17 protein-coding genes are annotated in these 15,330 nt (G+C 66.5%); 7 read left to right on the plus strand and 10 right to left on the minus strand.

From position 1 onward, the window contains the following. Positions 1-19 precede the first annotated feature (19 nt). Positions 20-1,039, plus strand: a complete 1,020-nt coding sequence (locus tag CRT60_RS22160; RefSeq protein ID WP_098738664.1) for an SDR family oxidoreductase — start codon at positions 20-22, stop codon at positions 1,037-1,039. A 313-nt stretch (positions 1,040-1,352) separates the two neighbouring features. Here the strand turns inward: CRT60_RS22160 and nirK are convergent, their stop codons facing one another. The 6 genes from nirK to CRT60_RS22190 all read right to left on the minus strand — a co-directional run bounded on the left by nirK (position 1,353) and on the right by CRT60_RS22190 (position 7,773). Next, positions 1,353-2,420, minus strand: coding sequence for a copper-containing nitrite reductase (nirK, locus tag CRT60_RS22165; protein ID WP_098738665.1), 1,068 nt, complete (start codon positions 2,418-2,420; stop codon positions 1,353-1,355). A 147-nt stretch (positions 2,421-2,567) separates the two neighbouring features. Further along, positions 2,568-3,116: a molybdopterin adenylyltransferase gene (gene mog, locus CRT60_RS22170; RefSeq protein ID WP_098738666.1), complete on the minus strand. Its 549-nt coding sequence runs from the start codon at positions 3,114-3,116 to the stop codon at positions 2,568-2,570. Positions 3,117-3,135: 19 nt separating this feature from the next. Further along, positions 3,136-5,052 carry a nitric oxide reductase activation protein NorD gene (locus CRT60_RS22175; RefSeq protein WP_098738667.1) on the minus strand — a complete coding sequence of 639 codons (1,917 nt, stop codon included), beginning with the start codon at positions 5,050-5,052 and terminating at the stop codon, positions 3,136-3,138. A gap of 25 nt (positions 5,053-5,077) precedes the next feature. Continuing rightward, positions 5,078-5,881 carry a CbbQ/NirQ/NorQ/GpvN family protein gene (locus CRT60_RS22180; protein WP_098738668.1) on the minus strand — a complete coding sequence of 268 codons (804 nt, stop codon included), beginning with the start codon at positions 5,879-5,881 and terminating at the stop codon, positions 5,078-5,080. A 76-nt stretch (positions 5,882-5,957) separates the two neighbouring features. Beyond that, on the minus strand, positions 5,958-7,307 hold the full coding sequence (locus CRT60_RS22185) for a cbb3-type cytochrome c oxidase subunit I (protein ID WP_098738669.1): 1,350 nt from the start codon (positions 7,305-7,307) through the stop codon (positions 5,958-5,960). Between the two features lie 13 nt (positions 7,308-7,320). Further along, positions 7,321-7,773 carry a c-type cytochrome gene (locus tag CRT60_RS22190; RefSeq protein ID WP_098738670.1) on the minus strand — a complete coding sequence of 151 codons (453 nt, stop codon included), beginning with the start codon at positions 7,771-7,773 and terminating at the stop codon, positions 7,321-7,323. Positions 7,774-8,003: 230 nt separating this feature from the next. Here CRT60_RS22190 and CRT60_RS22195 point away from each other — a divergent pair, with 230 nt between their 5' ends. The 4 genes from CRT60_RS22195 to CRT60_RS22205 are packed head-to-tail and all read left to right on the plus strand — an operon-like array spanning position 8,004 to position 9,732. After that, positions 8,004-8,618 carry a cytochrome c oxidase subunit 3 family protein gene (locus CRT60_RS22195; protein WP_098738671.1) on the plus strand — a complete coding sequence of 205 codons (615 nt, stop codon included), beginning with the start codon at positions 8,004-8,006 and terminating at the stop codon, positions 8,616-8,618. Positions 8,619-8,628: 10 nt separating this feature from the next. Beyond that, a complete protein-coding gene (locus CRT60_RS22200) occupies positions 8,629-8,931 on the plus strand; it encodes a cytochrome C oxidase subunit IV family protein (RefSeq protein WP_244592693.1) in 303 nt (100 codons plus the stop codon). 22 nt (positions 8,932-8,953) lie between these two features. Next, on the plus strand, positions 8,954-9,109 hold the full coding sequence (locus CRT60_RS36510) for a hypothetical protein (protein WP_167421776.1): 156 nt from the start codon (positions 8,954-8,956) through the stop codon (positions 9,107-9,109). A 44-nt stretch (positions 9,110-9,153) separates the two neighbouring features. Further along, a complete protein-coding gene (locus CRT60_RS22205; RefSeq protein ID WP_244592694.1) occupies positions 9,154-9,732 on the plus strand; it encodes a P-loop NTPase family protein in 579 nt (192 codons plus the stop codon). Between the two features lie 30 nt (positions 9,733-9,762). Here the strand turns inward: CRT60_RS22205 and CRT60_RS22210 are convergent, their stop codons facing one another. The 3 genes from CRT60_RS22210 to kynU are packed head-to-tail and all read right to left on the minus strand — an operon-like array spanning position 9,763 to position 12,634. Continuing rightward, the gene (locus CRT60_RS22210) at positions 9,763-10,596 is read right to left on the minus strand and encodes an alpha/beta hydrolase (protein WP_098738673.1); all 834 of its coding nucleotides are present in this window, start codon (positions 10,594-10,596) and stop codon (positions 9,763-9,765) included. Next, positions 10,593-11,444, minus strand: a complete 852-nt coding sequence (gene kynA / locus CRT60_RS22215) for a tryptophan 2,3-dioxygenase (protein ID WP_098738674.1) — start codon at positions 11,442-11,444, stop codon at positions 10,593-10,595. The genes CRT60_RS22210 and kynA overlap by 4 nt, the downstream gene beginning before the upstream one ends. Then, a complete protein-coding gene (kynU, locus tag CRT60_RS22220; RefSeq protein WP_098738675.1) occupies positions 11,441-12,634 on the minus strand; it encodes a kynureninase in 1,194 nt (397 codons plus the stop codon). Before kynU ends, kynA begins: the two co-directional genes overlap by 4 nt. Before the next feature lie 193 nt (positions 12,635-12,827). Between kynU and CRT60_RS22225 the strand changes: the two genes are divergently transcribed. Beyond that, entirely contained in the window at positions 12,828-14,000 is a 1,173-nt protein-coding gene (locus CRT60_RS22225) for an amino acid aminotransferase (protein ID WP_098738676.1), read from the plus strand. A 30-nt stretch (positions 14,001-14,030) separates the two neighbouring features. Beyond that, positions 14,031-14,660, plus strand: coding sequence for a YitT family protein (locus tag CRT60_RS22230; RefSeq protein ID WP_098738677.1), 630 nt, complete (start codon positions 14,031-14,033; stop codon positions 14,658-14,660). A gap of 23 nt (positions 14,661-14,683) precedes the next feature. Here the strand turns inward: CRT60_RS22230 and CRT60_RS22235 are convergent, their stop codons facing one another. After that, entirely contained in the window at positions 14,684-15,157 is a 474-nt protein-coding gene (locus CRT60_RS22235; RefSeq protein WP_098738678.1) for a YchJ family protein, read from the minus strand. Between the last annotated feature and the right edge of the window lie 173 nt (positions 15,158-15,330).

The raw sequence follows: 15,330 nt of genomic DNA on the forward strand, positions 1-15,330 counted from the left end.
CTGAGACAGGACCTTCGCCATGCAACCGACCAACGGCGTTCAGAAGTCCCCCGTCATCTGCATCACCGGCGCTTCCGCCGGGGTTGGCCGCGCAACGGCGCTGGCCTTCGCCGCCTATCGCAAAGCCTCCATCGGCCTGATCGCCAGATCGTCCGATGCGCTGGAGGAGGTGAAGGCCGAGGTCGAACGGCTGGGCGGCCGGGCGCTGGTCCTGCCGCTGGACGTCGCCGACCCCGACGCACTGGAGGCTGCGGCCGACCGGGTGGAGGACGCCTTCGGCCCCATCGACGTCTGGATCAACGTGGCGATGGTCACCGTCTTCGGCCCCGTCCACGCCGTGACGCCGGAAGAGCTGAAGCGGGTGACCGAAGTGACCTATCTCGGCTCCGCCTACGGCATCCAGACGGCCCTGCGGCGGATGCGGCTGCGGGACAGCGGCACGATCCTGCAGGTTGGTTCAGCCTTGGCCTACCGGTCGATCCCGCTGCAATCCGCCTATTGCGCGGCAAAACATGCGATCACCGGCTTCATCGACAGCCTGCATTCCGAACTGATCCATGACAACAGCCGGATCGGACTGACCACCGTGCATCTGCCAGCGGTCAATACCCCCCAATTCGACTGGGCACGCAGCCACATGCCGCGCCGGGCCCGGCCGATGGGGACCATCTTCCAACCGGAGGACATCGCCCGCGCGATCCTGCACGCCGCCGAGACTCCCCGCCGTGAATACTGGCTTGGCGGATCGGCGATGCAGGCGATCCTCGGCAATTTCCTGGCACCGGGCTTTGCCGACCGCTACCTCGCCGACACAGCAGTGGAGGGCCAGATGACGGAGGAGCGGGAGATCCCCGGCCGCCCCGACAATCTCTACCATCCCGTCGACGGTCTGCACCGCACCCGCGGGCGCTTCGGACTGCCGCACAACAATCTGCGCCTGACGGCACCCAGCGGCGCCGCAAGAGGTCTGGCGATGGCCGCCGGCCTGATCCTGGCGGGCGGGCTGGGCTTCATGATGAGCCGCGCAACCCACCGGTAAATGTCACAGCGGAGCGGTCAGGGGCAGGACTTGCGGCCTTCGGCGAGCCGCTTATATAGGGTGTCGTACGTCAACAACTGAAAGGAGGTGATCTCGTGTCTCATTGTCCGTCTCACTCGTCGTCGAGCGCCAAGGCCGAGGTCTCTTTCTTCGCGGAAGGGATTTCGGTCCGCTAAGGACTGCGCCGTGGTGTCGACGACACACGGATTGACAATGGAAGGGCTGCCGGAAACGGCGGCCCTTCTTTGTTTTTGGATGCGAAAGGCCCCCTTCTCTCGTGGGAAGGGGGCCTTCCTTTAATTGATACAATAAGTCAGTGCTGCATCTCGCCCAGTTGCTTGCGGCTGTCACCGGTCTTGTCGTGGATGATGCTGTCGTCGGCCTTGCCCTCGACTTCCAGAATGCCGATCAGGCCCTTGGTGGCGCGGCTCAGCGCGTGGTCGACCAGAGCATATTTGCCGGGGTAGTCGACCTTGAATTCCACCATGGTGGCGCCGCCGGGGGCGACGGTGACGGTCTGGATGCCCTTGGCCGGCTCGCTTTCCAGTCCGCCCAGACTGTAGACCTTGTCGAAGATCTCGCCGATGACGTGGAAGGACGAGGTCAGGTTCGGACCGCCGACACCGAAGAACAGGCGAACCGTCTCGCCGACCTTGGCCTTCAGCGGCTTGTCCTTGGTCAGGGCGCCGACGGTGCCGTTGAACACCAGATAGCTCGGACGCTCGTTGACGAGGCCGTCATAGTCGTCCTCTGCATTCGCCAGGTTCTTGGCCTTGGTGGCATAGATTTCCTGCTGCATCACGTAGAATTCGTGATCGACCGGGGCCAAGCCGGCTTCCGGCTCCACCACGATCAGGCCGTACATGCCCTTGGAGATGTGGTGGGCAACCATCGGCGTGGCGCAGTGATAGACATAGACGCCGGGGGTCAGGGCCTTGAAGCTGAAGGCCTTGGTCTGGCCGGGCTCCACCTGGGTGATCTGGCCGCCGCCGAGGAAACCGGTCGCGGCGTGAAAATCGACGGAATGGTTCATCGTCGATTCCGGTGCGTTGGAGATCGAAACATCCACCGTATCGCCGACCCGCACCCGCACCATCGGACCCGGCACCGTGTTGTTGAAGGTCCAGTAGGTGTAGGTGGTGCCATCGTCCAGCTTGGATTCGACCTCTGTCGTCATCAGCGACACCTTGTGGGTCTTCGGCGCCCGCTTGCCGGCCTTTTCCGGAGCCGGCACGGAAGCGGGGTCCTGGACGACGCTGACCGTCGGCTGCTTGACCTTCGGATCGGCATAGAGCGTGTCGGCGGCCGAAGCGGCGCCGATGCCGGACAGGATCATCAGGGCGGCGGCGCTGACGGTGACGAGAGAGAGCTTGGTCTTCATGGCGTCATCTCGGTTGAATGTTTCTTGTGAGGGAATATTCCTCCTGCCCCCGAGATCGATGCTTGACCGCCGTCAAGTGGAACTGCCGAACGCTATTTTGTCGCATCCTTCTTTTTATTTCCACACTAAGTATAATGACTTTGAGTGTCAAGACTTCGGGCGGAAGGAAACGCAGATCTCGGGATCGGTTTCGATCCGGCCGGCACCGATCAAATCCAGGCAATAGGGGATCGCGGGGAACACCGCGTCCAGGCAATCATGGATGGCGGACGGTTTGCCCGGCAGATTGACGATCAGGCTGCTCCCGCGAATGCCGGCGGTCTGTCGCGACAGGATCGCGGTGGGCACCACCCGCAGGCTGACCGACCGCATCAGTTCGCCGAAGCCCGGCATCATCTTATCGCAGACCTGTTCCGTCGCCTCCGGCGTCATGTCGCGCGGAGCGGGTCCGGTGCCGCCGGTGGTCACCACCAGACCGCAGCCGGCGATGTCGCACAGTTCGACCAGGGTGGAGGCGATCAGGTCCAACTCGTCCGGGATCACCCGCGCCTCCGCCACCCAGGGGGAGGAGATGATGCGCGACAGCTCCTCATTGATCGCCGGGCCGCCCTTGTCCTCGTAGATGCCGCGGCTGGCGCGGTCGGAGATGGTGACGATACCGATCTTCACGGGGCCGATCTTCACCGGTGCGGTCATGTCTGAAGGTCCTTTTCGGTCAGGCGGCGCAGGCGACCTGCCGGTAGAGCGCCGGCAACGCCTTGGTCAGGTGGGAAACCTGCGGGAATATGGCATAGGCGCCGCGTCCGAACAGATACGGGATATAGTCGCGGGCCTGCGCATCGACGGTGATGGCGAAGACCGCCAGCCCGTCACGCCGTGCCTCGCGGATCGCCTGCCGCGTGTCCTCGATACCGTAACGGCCCTCGTAATGATCGACGTCGTTCGGCTTGCCGTCGGTCAGCAGAACCAGAAGCCGGTGCCGGTTCGGCCGGTCGGCAAGCTGGGAGGTCACGTGACGGATCGCCGCCCCCATGCGGGTGTAATAGCCGGGCTTCAGCGCACCGATCCGGCGGGTGACGGTGGGGCCCAGCGGCTCCTCGAAGCCTTTCAGCATCTGGACCCGCACCCAGTTGCGCCGGCGCGACGTGAAGGAATAGAGCGCATGGTCGTCGCCGCAGGCCGTCAACCCATGGCTCAGCGCCAGCAGCGCCTCCTTCTCGACATCCAGCACCCGCCGTCCTTCGATCCAGCCGTCGGTGGACAGCGAGCCATCGACCAGCACTGCCACCGCCAGATCGCGGGCGGCGCTGCGCACCTGCTGGTGCACACGGTCGCTGCCGCAACCGCCGGCCTGGAGATCGGCCCGGCTGCGCACCAGGGCGGCCAGATCCAGATCGTCGCCGTCGGCTTGGCCGGTGAACAGCATGCGGCGTGGGCGCAGCGCCTCGAACTGGCGGCGCACCTGACGGATGCGGCGCAGGGCGGCGGCATCGGGTTGCCAGGACTCGCCGTCGGCCGGTGCGGTTTCGGCGATCACCCGGCAGTGGTTGGGGAGATGGGCCTGCCGGCCATGGTCCCATTCCGGATAGGTCAGCGTCGCCGCCAGCGGCGTGTCGTCGACCACCGGCGCCCCGAGGTCGAGGTCGAGCTTCAGCGTGGTCGATGCCTTGCGCTGGTGGGCGCCGACGGCGATCTCGTCCAGATCGTCGGCGGCCTTGCGGGCATTCTCCGCGTCGTCGTCATCGACCGCACGCGGGATGTTCAGCGCCTCGGCAAGGCTCAGCATCTTTTCGAAGCGGTTGAGGATCAGCGGGTCGTTGCGCTGGATCTGGTCGGTCTGCCGGCGGGTCGCGGTTCGGCGGCGCTGGTCGCCCTCGGCCGCCTGCCCGCCTTCGCCGGGGCTTTCGACGGCGGCGGAAGCGTCACGGCCGATGCTTGGCGACACCAGTCCCCACAACGGCACCGGCAGCATCCGGGCATAGCCGTAAGGGGCGGTGAAATCCGACAGCGGAACGGTGGGCGCCAGCATGCGTGCGCCATCGCTGGTGACGGCACCGGCACCGAGCAGCGCCAGGACGGCGCGCTCGACATCGGCCTCGACCGGTGGCGGGCGGCGGGCGGGGCGGATGGCGGCGACGGCGCGGGCCAGTTCCGCATGCATGCGGGACAGGCCGGGCCAGCGCGTCAGAATCCGAGCGGTGGTGGCGGCGGCGCTGCGGAGCGCCTGCACATCGGCCTGCAACGGGTCGGCGGGAACCGGCTCGGCCTCGGCATGGGCGAAGAAGGCGGCCAGCCATTCATACAGCCGCTCGTTCAGGGCGGGGTCGGGAAACAGGTCGATGGCGGTGGGCAACTGGAGCACATTGCCGTCCAGTGCCGCCCGTTCCACCCGCTCCTCCCCCAGCCCGATGCGGCCGAGCAGCGACAGCCGGTGCCCCGACACCGACGCGCTTCCGGCGGCAAGCCGAACGCCGCGGTCGCCGCCCAGCGCCCGGAAGAACACCGCCAGCCGTGGACGCATCGCTTCCAGCGTTACCGCGGCTTGCGCATGGTGCGGATAGCTCGACCGCCCGCCGATCAGACGGTGCCACAAACGGCCGACGGTCTCTTCCGGCTCGAAGAACTCCAGCATGGCGATTGCCCTCCGCCCTTTCCGATCAGCCCAGCGTGACCTCGGCGACGCGCAGCAGGGCGGCGCGGATGTCCGGGTCGTCGGTCAGCGGCTCGATCAGGGCGGCACGGATGGCGCGCTCGGGCTTCATGCCGGAGCGGATCAGCGTGGCGCAGTAGATCAGCAGGCGGGTCGAAACGCCCTCCTCCAGATCCTGGCCCTTCAGGGCGCGGAGCGCGTTGGCGAGGCGGACCAGCGGAGCGACGCGGTTCTCGGGCAGGCCGCTTTCGGTCGCAACGATGGGAATCTCGCGCTCGGGCGGCGGGAAGTCGAACTCGACGGCCAGGAAGCGCTGGCGGGTGCTGGGCTTCAGCGCCTTCAACACATTCTGGTAACCGGGGTTGTAGGACACCACCAGCATGAAGCCCGGCGGCGCTTCCAGCGTTTCGCCGGTGCGGTCCAGCGGCAGGATGCGGCGGTCGTCGGTCAGCGGGTGCAGCACCACGGTGACGTCCTTACGCGCCTCCACCACCTCGTCGAGATAGCAGATGGCCCCCTCGCGCACGGCACGGGTCAGCGGCCCATCCGTCCAGACGGTGTCGCCGCCCTTCAGCAGATAGCGGCCGGTCAGGTCGGCGGCGGTCAAATCGTCGTGGCAGGACACGGTGTAGAGCGGCCGGCCCAGCTTGGCTGCCATATGGGCGACGAAGCGGGTCTTGCCGCAGCCGGTGGGCCCCTTCAGCAGAAGCGGCAGGCGGTGATCGTAGGCATGCTCGAACAGCGCGCACTCGTCGGCGGTCGGCTGGTAGAACGGCAGGGACGGGAGGATGGGGACGGCGCTGTCGGGCATCGCGAGGAAACTCCGTAAAAGAGACGGCCCCTGCGCCGACCGGACATCCGGTGGGTCGCAGGGGCCGGAGGGAACGTCACTCGGCCGGCTGGTAGCTGGACGGGATCGAGGCGGGCCGCTCCTCGCGGGCCGGGCCGAAGACGGCGTAGAGGTAGAGCGCGACGCCCACCGCCACGGCGAAGCCGGCACCGAGCCGCATCCAGTAGAACAGCGCGATCTGCTCCTGGACCTCCATGTAGCTCATGCCCAGGACCCGTTGCAGATGGGTCTGAACGACGCCGGCCACGGTCAGTGCGAAGGTCATGAAGGCCATGCCGCCGCTCATCAGCCAGAAGCTCCACATGTTGAGGATCTGGTTGTAGGGCTGCTTGCCGCGCAGGTAGGGCATGGCGTAGGTGATGATGGCGAGGTTGATCATCGCATAGGCGCCGTAGAAGGCGAGGTGCCCGTGCGCCGCAGTCACCTGGGTGCCGTGGGTGTAGTAGTTGATCGGGGCCAGCGTGTGCAGGAAGCCCCACAGCCCGGCGCCGAAGAAGGCGAAGACCGCGCAGCCCAGCGACCACAGCATCGCCGCCTTGTTCGGGTGACGGCGGCCGCTCTTCCACACCATCATGAAGGCGAAGACGACCATGGTGAAGAAGGGGGCGACTTCCAGCGTGGAGAACAGCGAGCCGATCCACTGCCAGTAGCCGGGCGTGCCGATCCAGTAATAATGGTGGCCGGTGCCGAGGATGCCGCTGAACAGGGCGAGACCGACCATGGCGTACAGCCACTTCTCGACGACTTCACGGTCGACGCCGGTCATCTTGATCATCAGGAAGGCGAGGATGGAGGCCAGGACCAGTTCCCACACGCCTTCGACCCACAGATGGACGACATACCACCAGTACATCTTGTCCAGCGACAGGTTCGCCGGGTTGTAGAAGGAGAACAGGAAGAAGACCGCGATGCCCCACATGCCCACCAGCAGGATGTTGGTGATGACCGTGCGGCGGCCCTTCAGCACCGTCATCGTGATGTTGTAGAGGAACATCAGCGCGACGACGACGATGGCGGCCTTGATCCACAGTGGCTGTTCCAGGAACTCCCGCCCTTCGTGGATGCGGAAGACATAGCCGACGACCGCCGCCAGCGCGCCGAAGACGAACAGGCCGAGCTGAATCAGCGCCAGTTTCGGACTGTACAGCTCGGTTTCCGCCTCCTCGGGCACAAGATAGTAGGCGGCGCCGAAGAAGCCGATCAGCAGCCAGACGATCAGCGAGTTGGTGTGGATCATCCGGATGATGTTGAAGGGCAGAAGCTCCGACAACGTGTTGGGCAGGACATAGACGGTACCGGCCAGGAGACCCACCAGGATCTGCACACCGAACAGCCCCATGGCGGCCGCAAAGTAATAGAGGGCGACTTTTTGCGATTCGTATTTCATGACGGAAATCTCCTCAGCCCGACAGCTTGGGCGGCCAGTTCTGGGTGTTGATCCGGCTGGTCCATTCCAGGAACGCGGCAAGGTCCTCGACCTCGCCTTCAGTCAGGTGGAACTGCGGCATCTGGCGCCGGCCTTCGATTCCGGACGGCTGTGCCGCCATCCAGCCCTTCAGCGCCATCACGGCGCCCTCGGGGTCCTTGTCGCCGCCGTAGCGCAGCCAGACATTGCCCAGCTCGGGGGCGAAATAGGCGCCCTCGCCCAGCAGCGTGTGGCAGTTGATGCAGGCGTTCTTCTCCCACACATGCTTGCCGCGCACGACCGCTTCGGACAGCGTCTTCTTATCGGTGCTGGTATTGACGATGTAATTGTGGCTGAGCGCGGTCAACGCGACGAATGTCGCGAAGAAGAACAGCGATCCGCCATAGAAGATGTTTCGCGCGGCCGCCTTGGTGAAGCGTTCGGTCATCGCTCGGGATCCCTGGAAATCTCGATCTGTCGGTCGAGAGGGGGTCGGTTCGGAAGGGCGTCGGGTGCGCGACGCCGGAGGCGGGAAGCCGGGCGTCGCAGCGTCCCACCGCCACGGGTCGGGCGAATAATTGACCGTGGCAGGAGGGCATTCCTTGACCGCGGTCAAGCCGGTCCCCGGATCGCCGCTTTATCATTCGCGTACATGATGACAAGCTTTGGATAGTGGACATGGCCGACGTTGAGATGACGGGCCTGGAGACCGGCGGTGCGGAAGCCGCGGGTCCGATGGAGCGGGGAAGCGGCCTTGCCGCCCTGCCCGGCAACCTGATGATGTGGATCCTGATCTTCAGCGAACTGGCTGTGTTCGGCGTCGCCTTCCTGGGCTTCGCCGTTGCGCGCGTGCTGGACCCGGCGATTTTTGCCGCCGGTCAGGCCCATTTGAACGGAACGGCCGGCGCGCTGAACACCATGGTTCTGGTGACCAGCGGCTATCTGGCCGCCAAGGGGGTCGCCGCCGGACGGCGCGGGGCCGTGCCGCAGGCCCGCCGGTCGATGGTGATGGCGGCGGCCGTCGGGTCGGTGTTCCTGGCGGTGAAGGCGGTGGAATATTCGGCGACGCTGGGCGCCGGCCTGACCATCGACACCGACAGCTTCTTCACCCTCTATTTCCTGCTGACCGGATTCCACGCCCTGCATGTGGTGCTGGGCATCGTCATCCTGCTGCTGGTCGGCCGCTCCGGTCCCGACACGCTGGTGGAGAATCTGGAGACGGGAGCGGCCTTCTGGCACATGGTCGATCTGGTCTGGGTGATCCTCTATCCGCTCGTCTATCTGATCCGCTGAGAGGACAGCCATGACATTTCTCAAGAAGATCGACCGGTTGACGCTGTCCTGGCTGATCCTGATGGGGCTGACCGCCGTCACCCTGCTGTTCGCCCGGCATGGCGATGCGGGCGGCAGCGTCGGCATCGCCGGGGCGGCGCTGCTGCTGGCGCTGGCGGTGACGAAGGGACGGGAAATCCTGCTGCATTATCTGGAGTTGGACCATGCCGGTCCGGGCTGGCGGTTTCTGATGACCGGATGGTTGGTCCTGCTGTGCGGAGCCATCCTGCTGATCACCGCCGCCGGCGCCCTGGGCTGGGTCGGCCCACACTGAAAAAAGACCGGGGACCATCACCATGACCGAAGCCAAGCTCGGCCTGATCCTGACCAGCGTTGCCGTCATCACCATGGCAGTGGCGCTCTACCGCCAGCGCGCGTTGGGACGCAATGGGCTGGTGACCGTGATCGCCGCCACCGCCGCCGTGTTCGCCGCGATGTTCTTCACACAATAATTGGAACCCGCCTGCCGTCGGCCGCACTGGACCTAACGATCCCGATGCGTAAGATCGCCGGTTCGGATCGGCATCGGGCAGACGCGGCGGAAACCATGCAGCTTGAGGATTTGGGACAGCGCATCTGCATCCTGGGGCCGTCCAACAGCGGCAAATCCACCCTGGCGTCGGCCATCGGACGGAAGTGCGGCCTGACGGTCATTCACCTCGACCAGCTTTACCATCGGCCCGGCACCGATTGGGAGCCCCGCCCAAGGGAGGAGTTCGTCCGCCTGCACGACGACGCCATCGGCGGCGACCGGTGGGTGATGGATGGAAATTACTCCGTCTGCATGCAGCAGCGTTTCGCGCGGGCGACCGGATTGATCATGCTGGACATCGCAATGCCGGCCAGCCTGCTGCGGTATTTCCGCCGAACCTGGTTCGAGCGCGAACGGCTTGGCGCGCTGGATGGCGGGCGGGACAGCGTCAAATGGGACATGATCCATCACATCGCCGTCGTCACTCCGCGGAACCGAAGCCGCAACGCGGCCCGGTTCGATCAGGCCGACCTGCCGAAAATTCGCCTGTCCTCCATCCGCGAGATCAAGGACTGCTACCGGCTATGGGGACTGGAGAGATAGCCTGGCTTCTCTCCGCCCCGGCGGAATGCCCTAAAAGCCAAGCAACGCCGCGACCAGATCGGACTCCGGATCGGCCAGATCGTCGATGACGTCGAAATGGTGGCGTCCTTCCGCCAGCCGCAGCGCGGTAGCAGCGCCCAGCCCGAGCCAGACATTGGCGAGCAGCTCCGTCTGACGGACGAACTCCGGCCGCTCGTTCGCCCCGACCCAGCAGGTGATGCCGATGCCGGGCTGCGGGCGCAGCAGCGCCGGGCTTTCGGCCACGGCCTCCGCCTCGTCCAGGCGCAGCGTGGCGTTCATGCGGGTGTTCAGCAGCGGACGCAGGTCGTGCAGCCCGCTGATGGAGACGACATGCTCCACCCGCGCCCTAACCTCGTCCGACAGCGGGGCGTCCGCGCAGACGAGCCGGCTGACCAGATGACCGCCGGCGGAATGGCCGGTCAGGCGCAACGGCCCGGCCTCCGCCCCCGCGACGGCCTCCACCGCCCGGGCAATCTGCCGGGTGATGCCGGCGATCCGTGTCTCGGGGCACAGCGTGTAGCTGGGCATGGCGACCGCCCACCCTTGGGCGAGCGGCCCGGCGGCCAGATGCGACCAGCGCGCCTTGTCGAAAGCCATCCAATAGCCGCCATGGACGAAGACCACGGTGCCCTTGGCGGTTCCCTCCGGCCGGAACAGGTCGTAGCGTTCCCGTTCCCCCTCGCCATAGGGCAGGTCCAGTTCCGCCCGTCCGGTGGCGGCGAGTTCGGTCCGGAAGGCTGCGGCCCGCTCCGCCCAGCGTGCGGGATAGGCGTCGCCGCCGGGGATGTGGGCGCCGTTGCTGTAGGCGTCGTCCCAATCCGTGATCCTGCGCAATTCCGTCACAGCACCGTCCTCACCCGCCAGAGTTCCGGGAAAAGCTCCACCGCCAGCATGTTGCGCAGGTAGGACACGCCGCCGGTGCCGCCGGTCCCGCGCTTGAAGCCGATCACCCGTTCCACCGTCGTAACATGGTTGAAGCGCCAGCGCCGGAAGTAATCCTCGAAATCGACCAGCTTCTCGGCAAGCTCGTAGAGCGGCCAATGGGTTTCGGGCGACTGGTAGATGATCCGCCATGCCTCGGTCACGCCGTCATGGGGCTGGTGGGTCTGCGACACGTCGCGCTCCAGCACCTCGGCCGGAACCGGGATGCCGTTGCGGGCGAGCAGGCGCAGCGCCTCGTCATACAGGCTGGGCCGCGACAGCTCCTGTTCCAGCAGGGCATGGATGTCCGGCCGGTGGGCATGGGGGCGCAGCATCGCCGGATTGCGGTTACCCAGCAGGAACTCGATCTCCCGGTACTGGTAGGATTGGAAGCCGGAGGACTGGCCGAGATCGTCGCGGAAGCGGGTGTATTCGCTGGGCGTCATCGTGCGCAGCACGTCCCAGGCCGAGTTCAGCTGCTCGAAGATGCGGGCGACACGGGTCAGCATCTTGAAGGCGGGCGACAGCCGGTCCTCGCGGATCGCCTCGCGGGCGGCGCGGATCTCGTAGACGGCTAGCCTCATCCATAGCTCCGACGTCTGGTGCTGGACGATGAACAGCATCTCGTCATGGGCAGTGGAGCGTGGGGTCTGCGCACCCAGGATGCGGTCCAGCTGCAGATAGTCGCCATAGGACATCCGCCCGTCGAAGGCCATCTCGGCACCCTCCGCCGCCGGATCGTAGGGCTTCTTCGTATCCTGCCCGCTCATGTCACCATCGCCTTCCTGTGGTAGTCTGGCCGGTCCCAAAGCCCGCCATCCATCACCTGTTTGAGCACATCGACGGCGCCGCGCACCTCCGCCTCGCCGATATAGAGCGGGGTGAAGCCGAAGCGCAGCACGTCCGGCGCCCGGAAGTCGCCGATCACACCGCGGTCGATCAGCGCCTGCATGATGGCGTAGCCCTGGCAATGGCGGAACGACACCTGGCTGCCGCGCCGGTTGCCGTCGCGCGGGGAGACAAGCTCCAGCATCGGGCACTGCGCCTCGACCAGTTCGATGAACAGGTCGCACAGCGCAATGGAGGTGCGGCGGATGTCGGTCATCTCGACCTCGTCCCACACATCCAGCGCTGCGTCGAGTGCCGCCAGCGCGATCACCGGCGGCGTGCCGACGCGCATGCGCTCCACCCCCGCACCGGGACGGTAGGAGGGTTCGAAGGCGAAGGGCGCCTCATGCCCCATCCAGCCGGACAGGGCCGGCCGCGCCGTCGCCGCATGCTGCGGTGCGACATAGATGAAGGCCGGGGCCCCCGGTCCGCCATTCAGGTATTTGTACGTGCAGCCGACCGCGAAGTCGGCTCCGGCACCGGCCAGATCGACCGGCAGCGCACCGGCGGAATGGGCGAGGTCCCACACCGTCACCACCCCCGCCGCATGGGCCTTGGCGGTCAGCGCCGCCATGTCGTGCAGCCGGCCGGTCCGGTAATCGACCTGGGTCAGCATCAGGACGGCGACATCCTCGCCAATTGCCGCCTCCACCTCCTCCGGCGTCACCGTCTTCAGGACATGGCCGCGGCCCAGCGTCTCGATCAGCCCTTCCGCCATGTAAAGGTCGGTGGGGAAGTTGCCGCTGTCGGACAGGATCACCCGGCGGTCGGGCCGCATCGCCAGTGCCGCGGCCAGCGCCTGATAGACCTTGATCGACAGCGTATCGCCAACCACCACGCTGCCGGACGGCGCGCCGATCAGCCGGGCGATGCGGTCGCCGACCTTGCCGGGCTGCACCATCCAGCCGGCACCGTTCCAGCCGCGGATCAGCTGGCCGCCCCATTCCTGGGCAAGGGTACGGGCCACCCGCTCCTCCACCCCGACGGGCAGCGGTCCCAGCGAGTTGCCGTCGAGATAGATCACGCTGTCCGGAATGCGGAACCGGGCGCGGGTCTTCTGAAAATCGGTCATCGATCTGCCTGCTCCTTCCCCGGCAAAGGATGCCCGGCAATCGCTGCCATTGCAAATTGTTGCGATGTTCAAGCGTATCGGACGATATGAATTCATCATTGTCCCGGAGACCGCGAAAGTGGAGGATCGCATCGGCCACAGCAACTGGCCGCAACCATTGCCTTCCCCATCACCAAGGACCGGACGAACCGCCATGTTCAACGCGCTTTCCCGCCAGCCCGACGATGCCCTGCTCGCCCTGATCGGGCTGTACAAGCAGGATCCGCGGCCGGGCAAGGTCGATCTCGGCGTCGGGGTCTACCGGGACGAGGAGGGGCGCACCCCGGTCTTCCGTGCGGTGAAGGCGGCGGAACGGCTTCTGCTCGACGGGCAGGACAGCAAGGCTTACCTGGGGCTGGAAGGCGACGCCGGGTATCTGGAGCGGCTGTGGTCGCTGGTCGGCGGGGCCGCCGGAACCAAGGTCGCCACGGCCGGCGTGCAGACCCCCGGGGGGTCGGGCGCGCTGCGGCTGGCGGCCGACCTCGTCCTGCGCGGCGGGTCGAAGCGGGTGCTGGTCGGCCAGCCGACCTGGCCCAACCATGTCGGTATCTTCGCCGCCGCCGGCCTTGAGGTCGTCAGCTATCCCTTCTTCGACACTGCCGGCCAGACCGTGCTGTTCGACCGCATGATCGCGGCGTTCGAGGCGGCGCAGCCCGGCGACGTCGCCCTGCTGCACGGCAGCTGCCACAATCCGACCGGCGCGCCGCTGTCGCTCGACCAGTGGAAGGAACTGGCGGCGGTGCTGGAAACGCGCGGCGTCCTGCCGCTGGTCGATATTGCCTACCAGGGCTTCGGCCGCGGTCTGGAAGAGGATTCCGAGGGGCTGCGCCACCTGATCGGCGTCGTGCCGGAAACGCTGGTCGCCGTGTCGTCGTCAAAGTCCTTCGGCCTCTACCGCGAGCGCACCGGCGCCATCTTCGCCGTCGCCGCAGCACCGGCCGCCGCCGATCTCGCCAAGTCCAACCTGATGGCGCTGGCCCGCACCAGCTATTCGATGCCGCCCGACCATGGCGCCGCCGTTGTCCGCACCATCCTCAGCGACGCCGCCCTGACCGCCGACTGGATTGCGGAACTGGACGTCATGCGCGCCCGCATCACCGGCATCCGCCGCAAGCTGGCCGCCGGTCTGGCCGGCGTCTTCCCCGCCCTGGCCGCGGTGGCGGAGCAGGAGGGCATGTTCTCCCTGCTGCCGCTGACCGAGGCGGAGGTGCTGCGTCTGCGCGCCGACCATGCCATCTACATGCCGACCTCCGGCCGCATCAACATCGCCGGCCTGAAGACGGCCGAGGTGGACGATGTGGTGGCGAAGTTCGCCGCTCTCCGTTAACCCTTTGGTTTGATCCGGGGACAGACGACGATGGCCACGACCATCCAGGCTCCGCCCGCCGCGGCGGAGCGTCACCAGCTCTATGAAGACGCGCTCGCCATGCTGATGGGCACGCTGTTCATCGCGCTGGGCATGCTGATCTATTCCAAGACGATGCTGCTGACCGGCAGCACCGCCGGGCTGGCTCTGCTGTTGAGCTATGTCACCAAGGTCCAGTTCGGCATCATCTTCTTCACGATCAACCTGCCCTTCTACTGGCTGGCCTGGAAGCGGCTGGGCTGGAAATTCACCGCCCGCACCTTCATCGCCGTGGCGCTGGTGACGCTGTTCTCACGCCTGACCGACCAGTGGGTGGGCTTCACCCACCTGGACCCGGTCTATGCCACCGTGGTGGGCAGCGGCCTGTGTGGTACCGGCCTGTTGATGCTGTTCCGCCACCGCACCGGTCTGGGCGGCGTCAACATCCTGGCGATCTATCTGCAGGAGACCTACGGCATCCGCGCCGGCTATTTCCAGCTGGGCGTCGATTTCGCGATCCTGGCCGGCGCCTTCTTCGTTCTCGCGCCGGACCGGCTTCTGCTGTCGGTGCTGGGGGCGACCATCGTCAACGTCACGCTGGCGATCAACCACAAGCCGGGGCGCTATCTCGGCATCAGCTGAGGGGCGACCGCTGCGGGCGCCGGTCAACGCCCGCAGCAGGCCTTGTGCTTTTTCCCCGAGCCGCAGGGGCAGGGATCGTTGCGGCCGACCTTCACCACGCGGCGCGGCGGGTCCTTCGGGTTGAGGACGCTGTCGACATAGAACCAGCGTCCGTCGACGCGGCGGAAGCGCGACCGCTCATGCAATGGCCACTCCTCGCCATCGCGGTGGAAGGTCAGGAAGAACTCGACCATCCCATCATCGCCGGTCTCCTCCGCCTTCATGACGGTCAGCGGACCCCAGTCGCATTCGTCCGCCACCCGCTCCACATCGGCACGGCTGAAGGTGGCGCGGGTTTCCGGCACGCAGCTCCGCTCGATATGGTCGATGTCGCGGCGGACGAAGGCGGTGTAGCGCGACCGCATCAGCGCTTCCGCGCTGGGGGCGGGCTCCCCCGCCAGGATCGGGCCGCAGCAGCGGTCGAAGGCCAGACCGGAACCGCAGGGGCAGACGGACATCACGAAACGGCTCCTTCCATGAGCATCGAGAAACGGCCGGCGGCACAGTGCCCGGCAAAACTTAACGCCGTCTCAACATTTCCCGCCGGATCCTGGGGCAAAGGCTGGATTACCGCAAGGGGGAGCCAGGTCTCGATCCGTGCGTGGCGCGGCCGGCAATAGTGACGCCTGGG

The sequence above is a fragment of the Azospirillum palustre genome, assembly GCF_002573965.1.
GTDB classification, from domain to species: domain Bacteria; phylum Pseudomonadota; class Alphaproteobacteria; order Azospirillales; family Azospirillaceae; genus Azospirillum; species Azospirillum palustre.

Bases quoted from the DNA above. Each gene is read 5' to 3' on its own strand.
- CRT60_RS36510 (WP_167421776.1), top strand. From the start codon at position 8,954: ATGACCGAAGCCAAGCTCGGCCTGATCCTGACCAGCGTTGCCGTCATC.
- CRT60_RS22190 (WP_098738670.1), bottom strand. From the start codon at position 7,773: ATGACCGAACGCTTCACCAAGGCGGCCGCGCGAAACATCTTCTATGGC.
- CRT60_RS22180 (WP_098738668.1), bottom strand. From the start codon at position 5,881: ATGCCCGACAGCGCCGTCCCCATCCTCCCGTCCCTGCCGTTCTACCAG.
- CRT60_RS22225 (WP_098738676.1), top strand. From the start codon at position 12,828: ATGTTCAACGCGCTTTCCCGCCAGCCCGACGATGCCCTGCTCGCCCTG.
- CRT60_RS22235 (WP_098738678.1), bottom strand. From the start codon at position 15,157: ATGTCCGTCTGCCCCTGCGGTTCCGGTCTGGCCTTCGACCGCTGCTGC.
- CRT60_RS22175 (WP_098738667.1), bottom strand. From the start codon at position 5,052: ATGCTGGAGTTCTTCGAGCCGGAAGAGACCGTCGGCCGTTTGTGGCAC.
- nirK (WP_098738665.1), bottom strand. From the start codon at position 2,420: ATGAAGACCAAGCTCTCTCTCGTCACCGTCAGCGCCGCCGCCCTGATG.
- CRT60_RS22230 (WP_098738677.1), top strand. From the start codon at position 14,031: ATGGCCACGACCATCCAGGCTCCGCCCGCCGCGGCGGAGCGTCACCAG.
- CRT60_RS22200 (WP_244592693.1), top strand. From the start codon at position 8,629: ATGACATTTCTCAAGAAGATCGACCGGTTGACGCTGTCCTGGCTGATC.
- CRT60_RS22185 (WP_098738669.1), bottom strand. From the start codon at position 7,307: ATGAAATACGAATCGCAAAAAGTCGCCCTCTATTACTTTGCGGCCGCC.
- CRT60_RS22205 (WP_244592694.1), top strand. From the start codon at position 9,154: ATGCGTAAGATCGCCGGTTCGGATCGGCATCGGGCAGACGCGGCGGAA.
- mog (WP_098738666.1), bottom strand. From the start codon at position 3,116: ATGACCGCACCGGTGAAGATCGGCCCCGTGAAGATCGGTATCGTCACC.
- CRT60_RS22195 (WP_098738671.1), top strand. From the start codon at position 8,004: ATGGCCGACGTTGAGATGACGGGCCTGGAGACCGGCGGTGCGGAAGCC.
- kynA (WP_098738674.1), bottom strand. From the start codon at position 11,444: ATGAGCGGGCAGGATACGAAGAAGCCCTACGATCCGGCGGCGGAGGGT.
- CRT60_RS22160 (WP_098738664.1), top strand. From the start codon at position 20: ATGCAACCGACCAACGGCGTTCAGAAGTCCCCCGTCATCTGCATCACC.
- kynU (WP_098738675.1), bottom strand. From the start codon at position 12,634: ATGACCGATTTTCAGAAGACCCGCGCCCGGTTCCGCATTCCGGACAGC.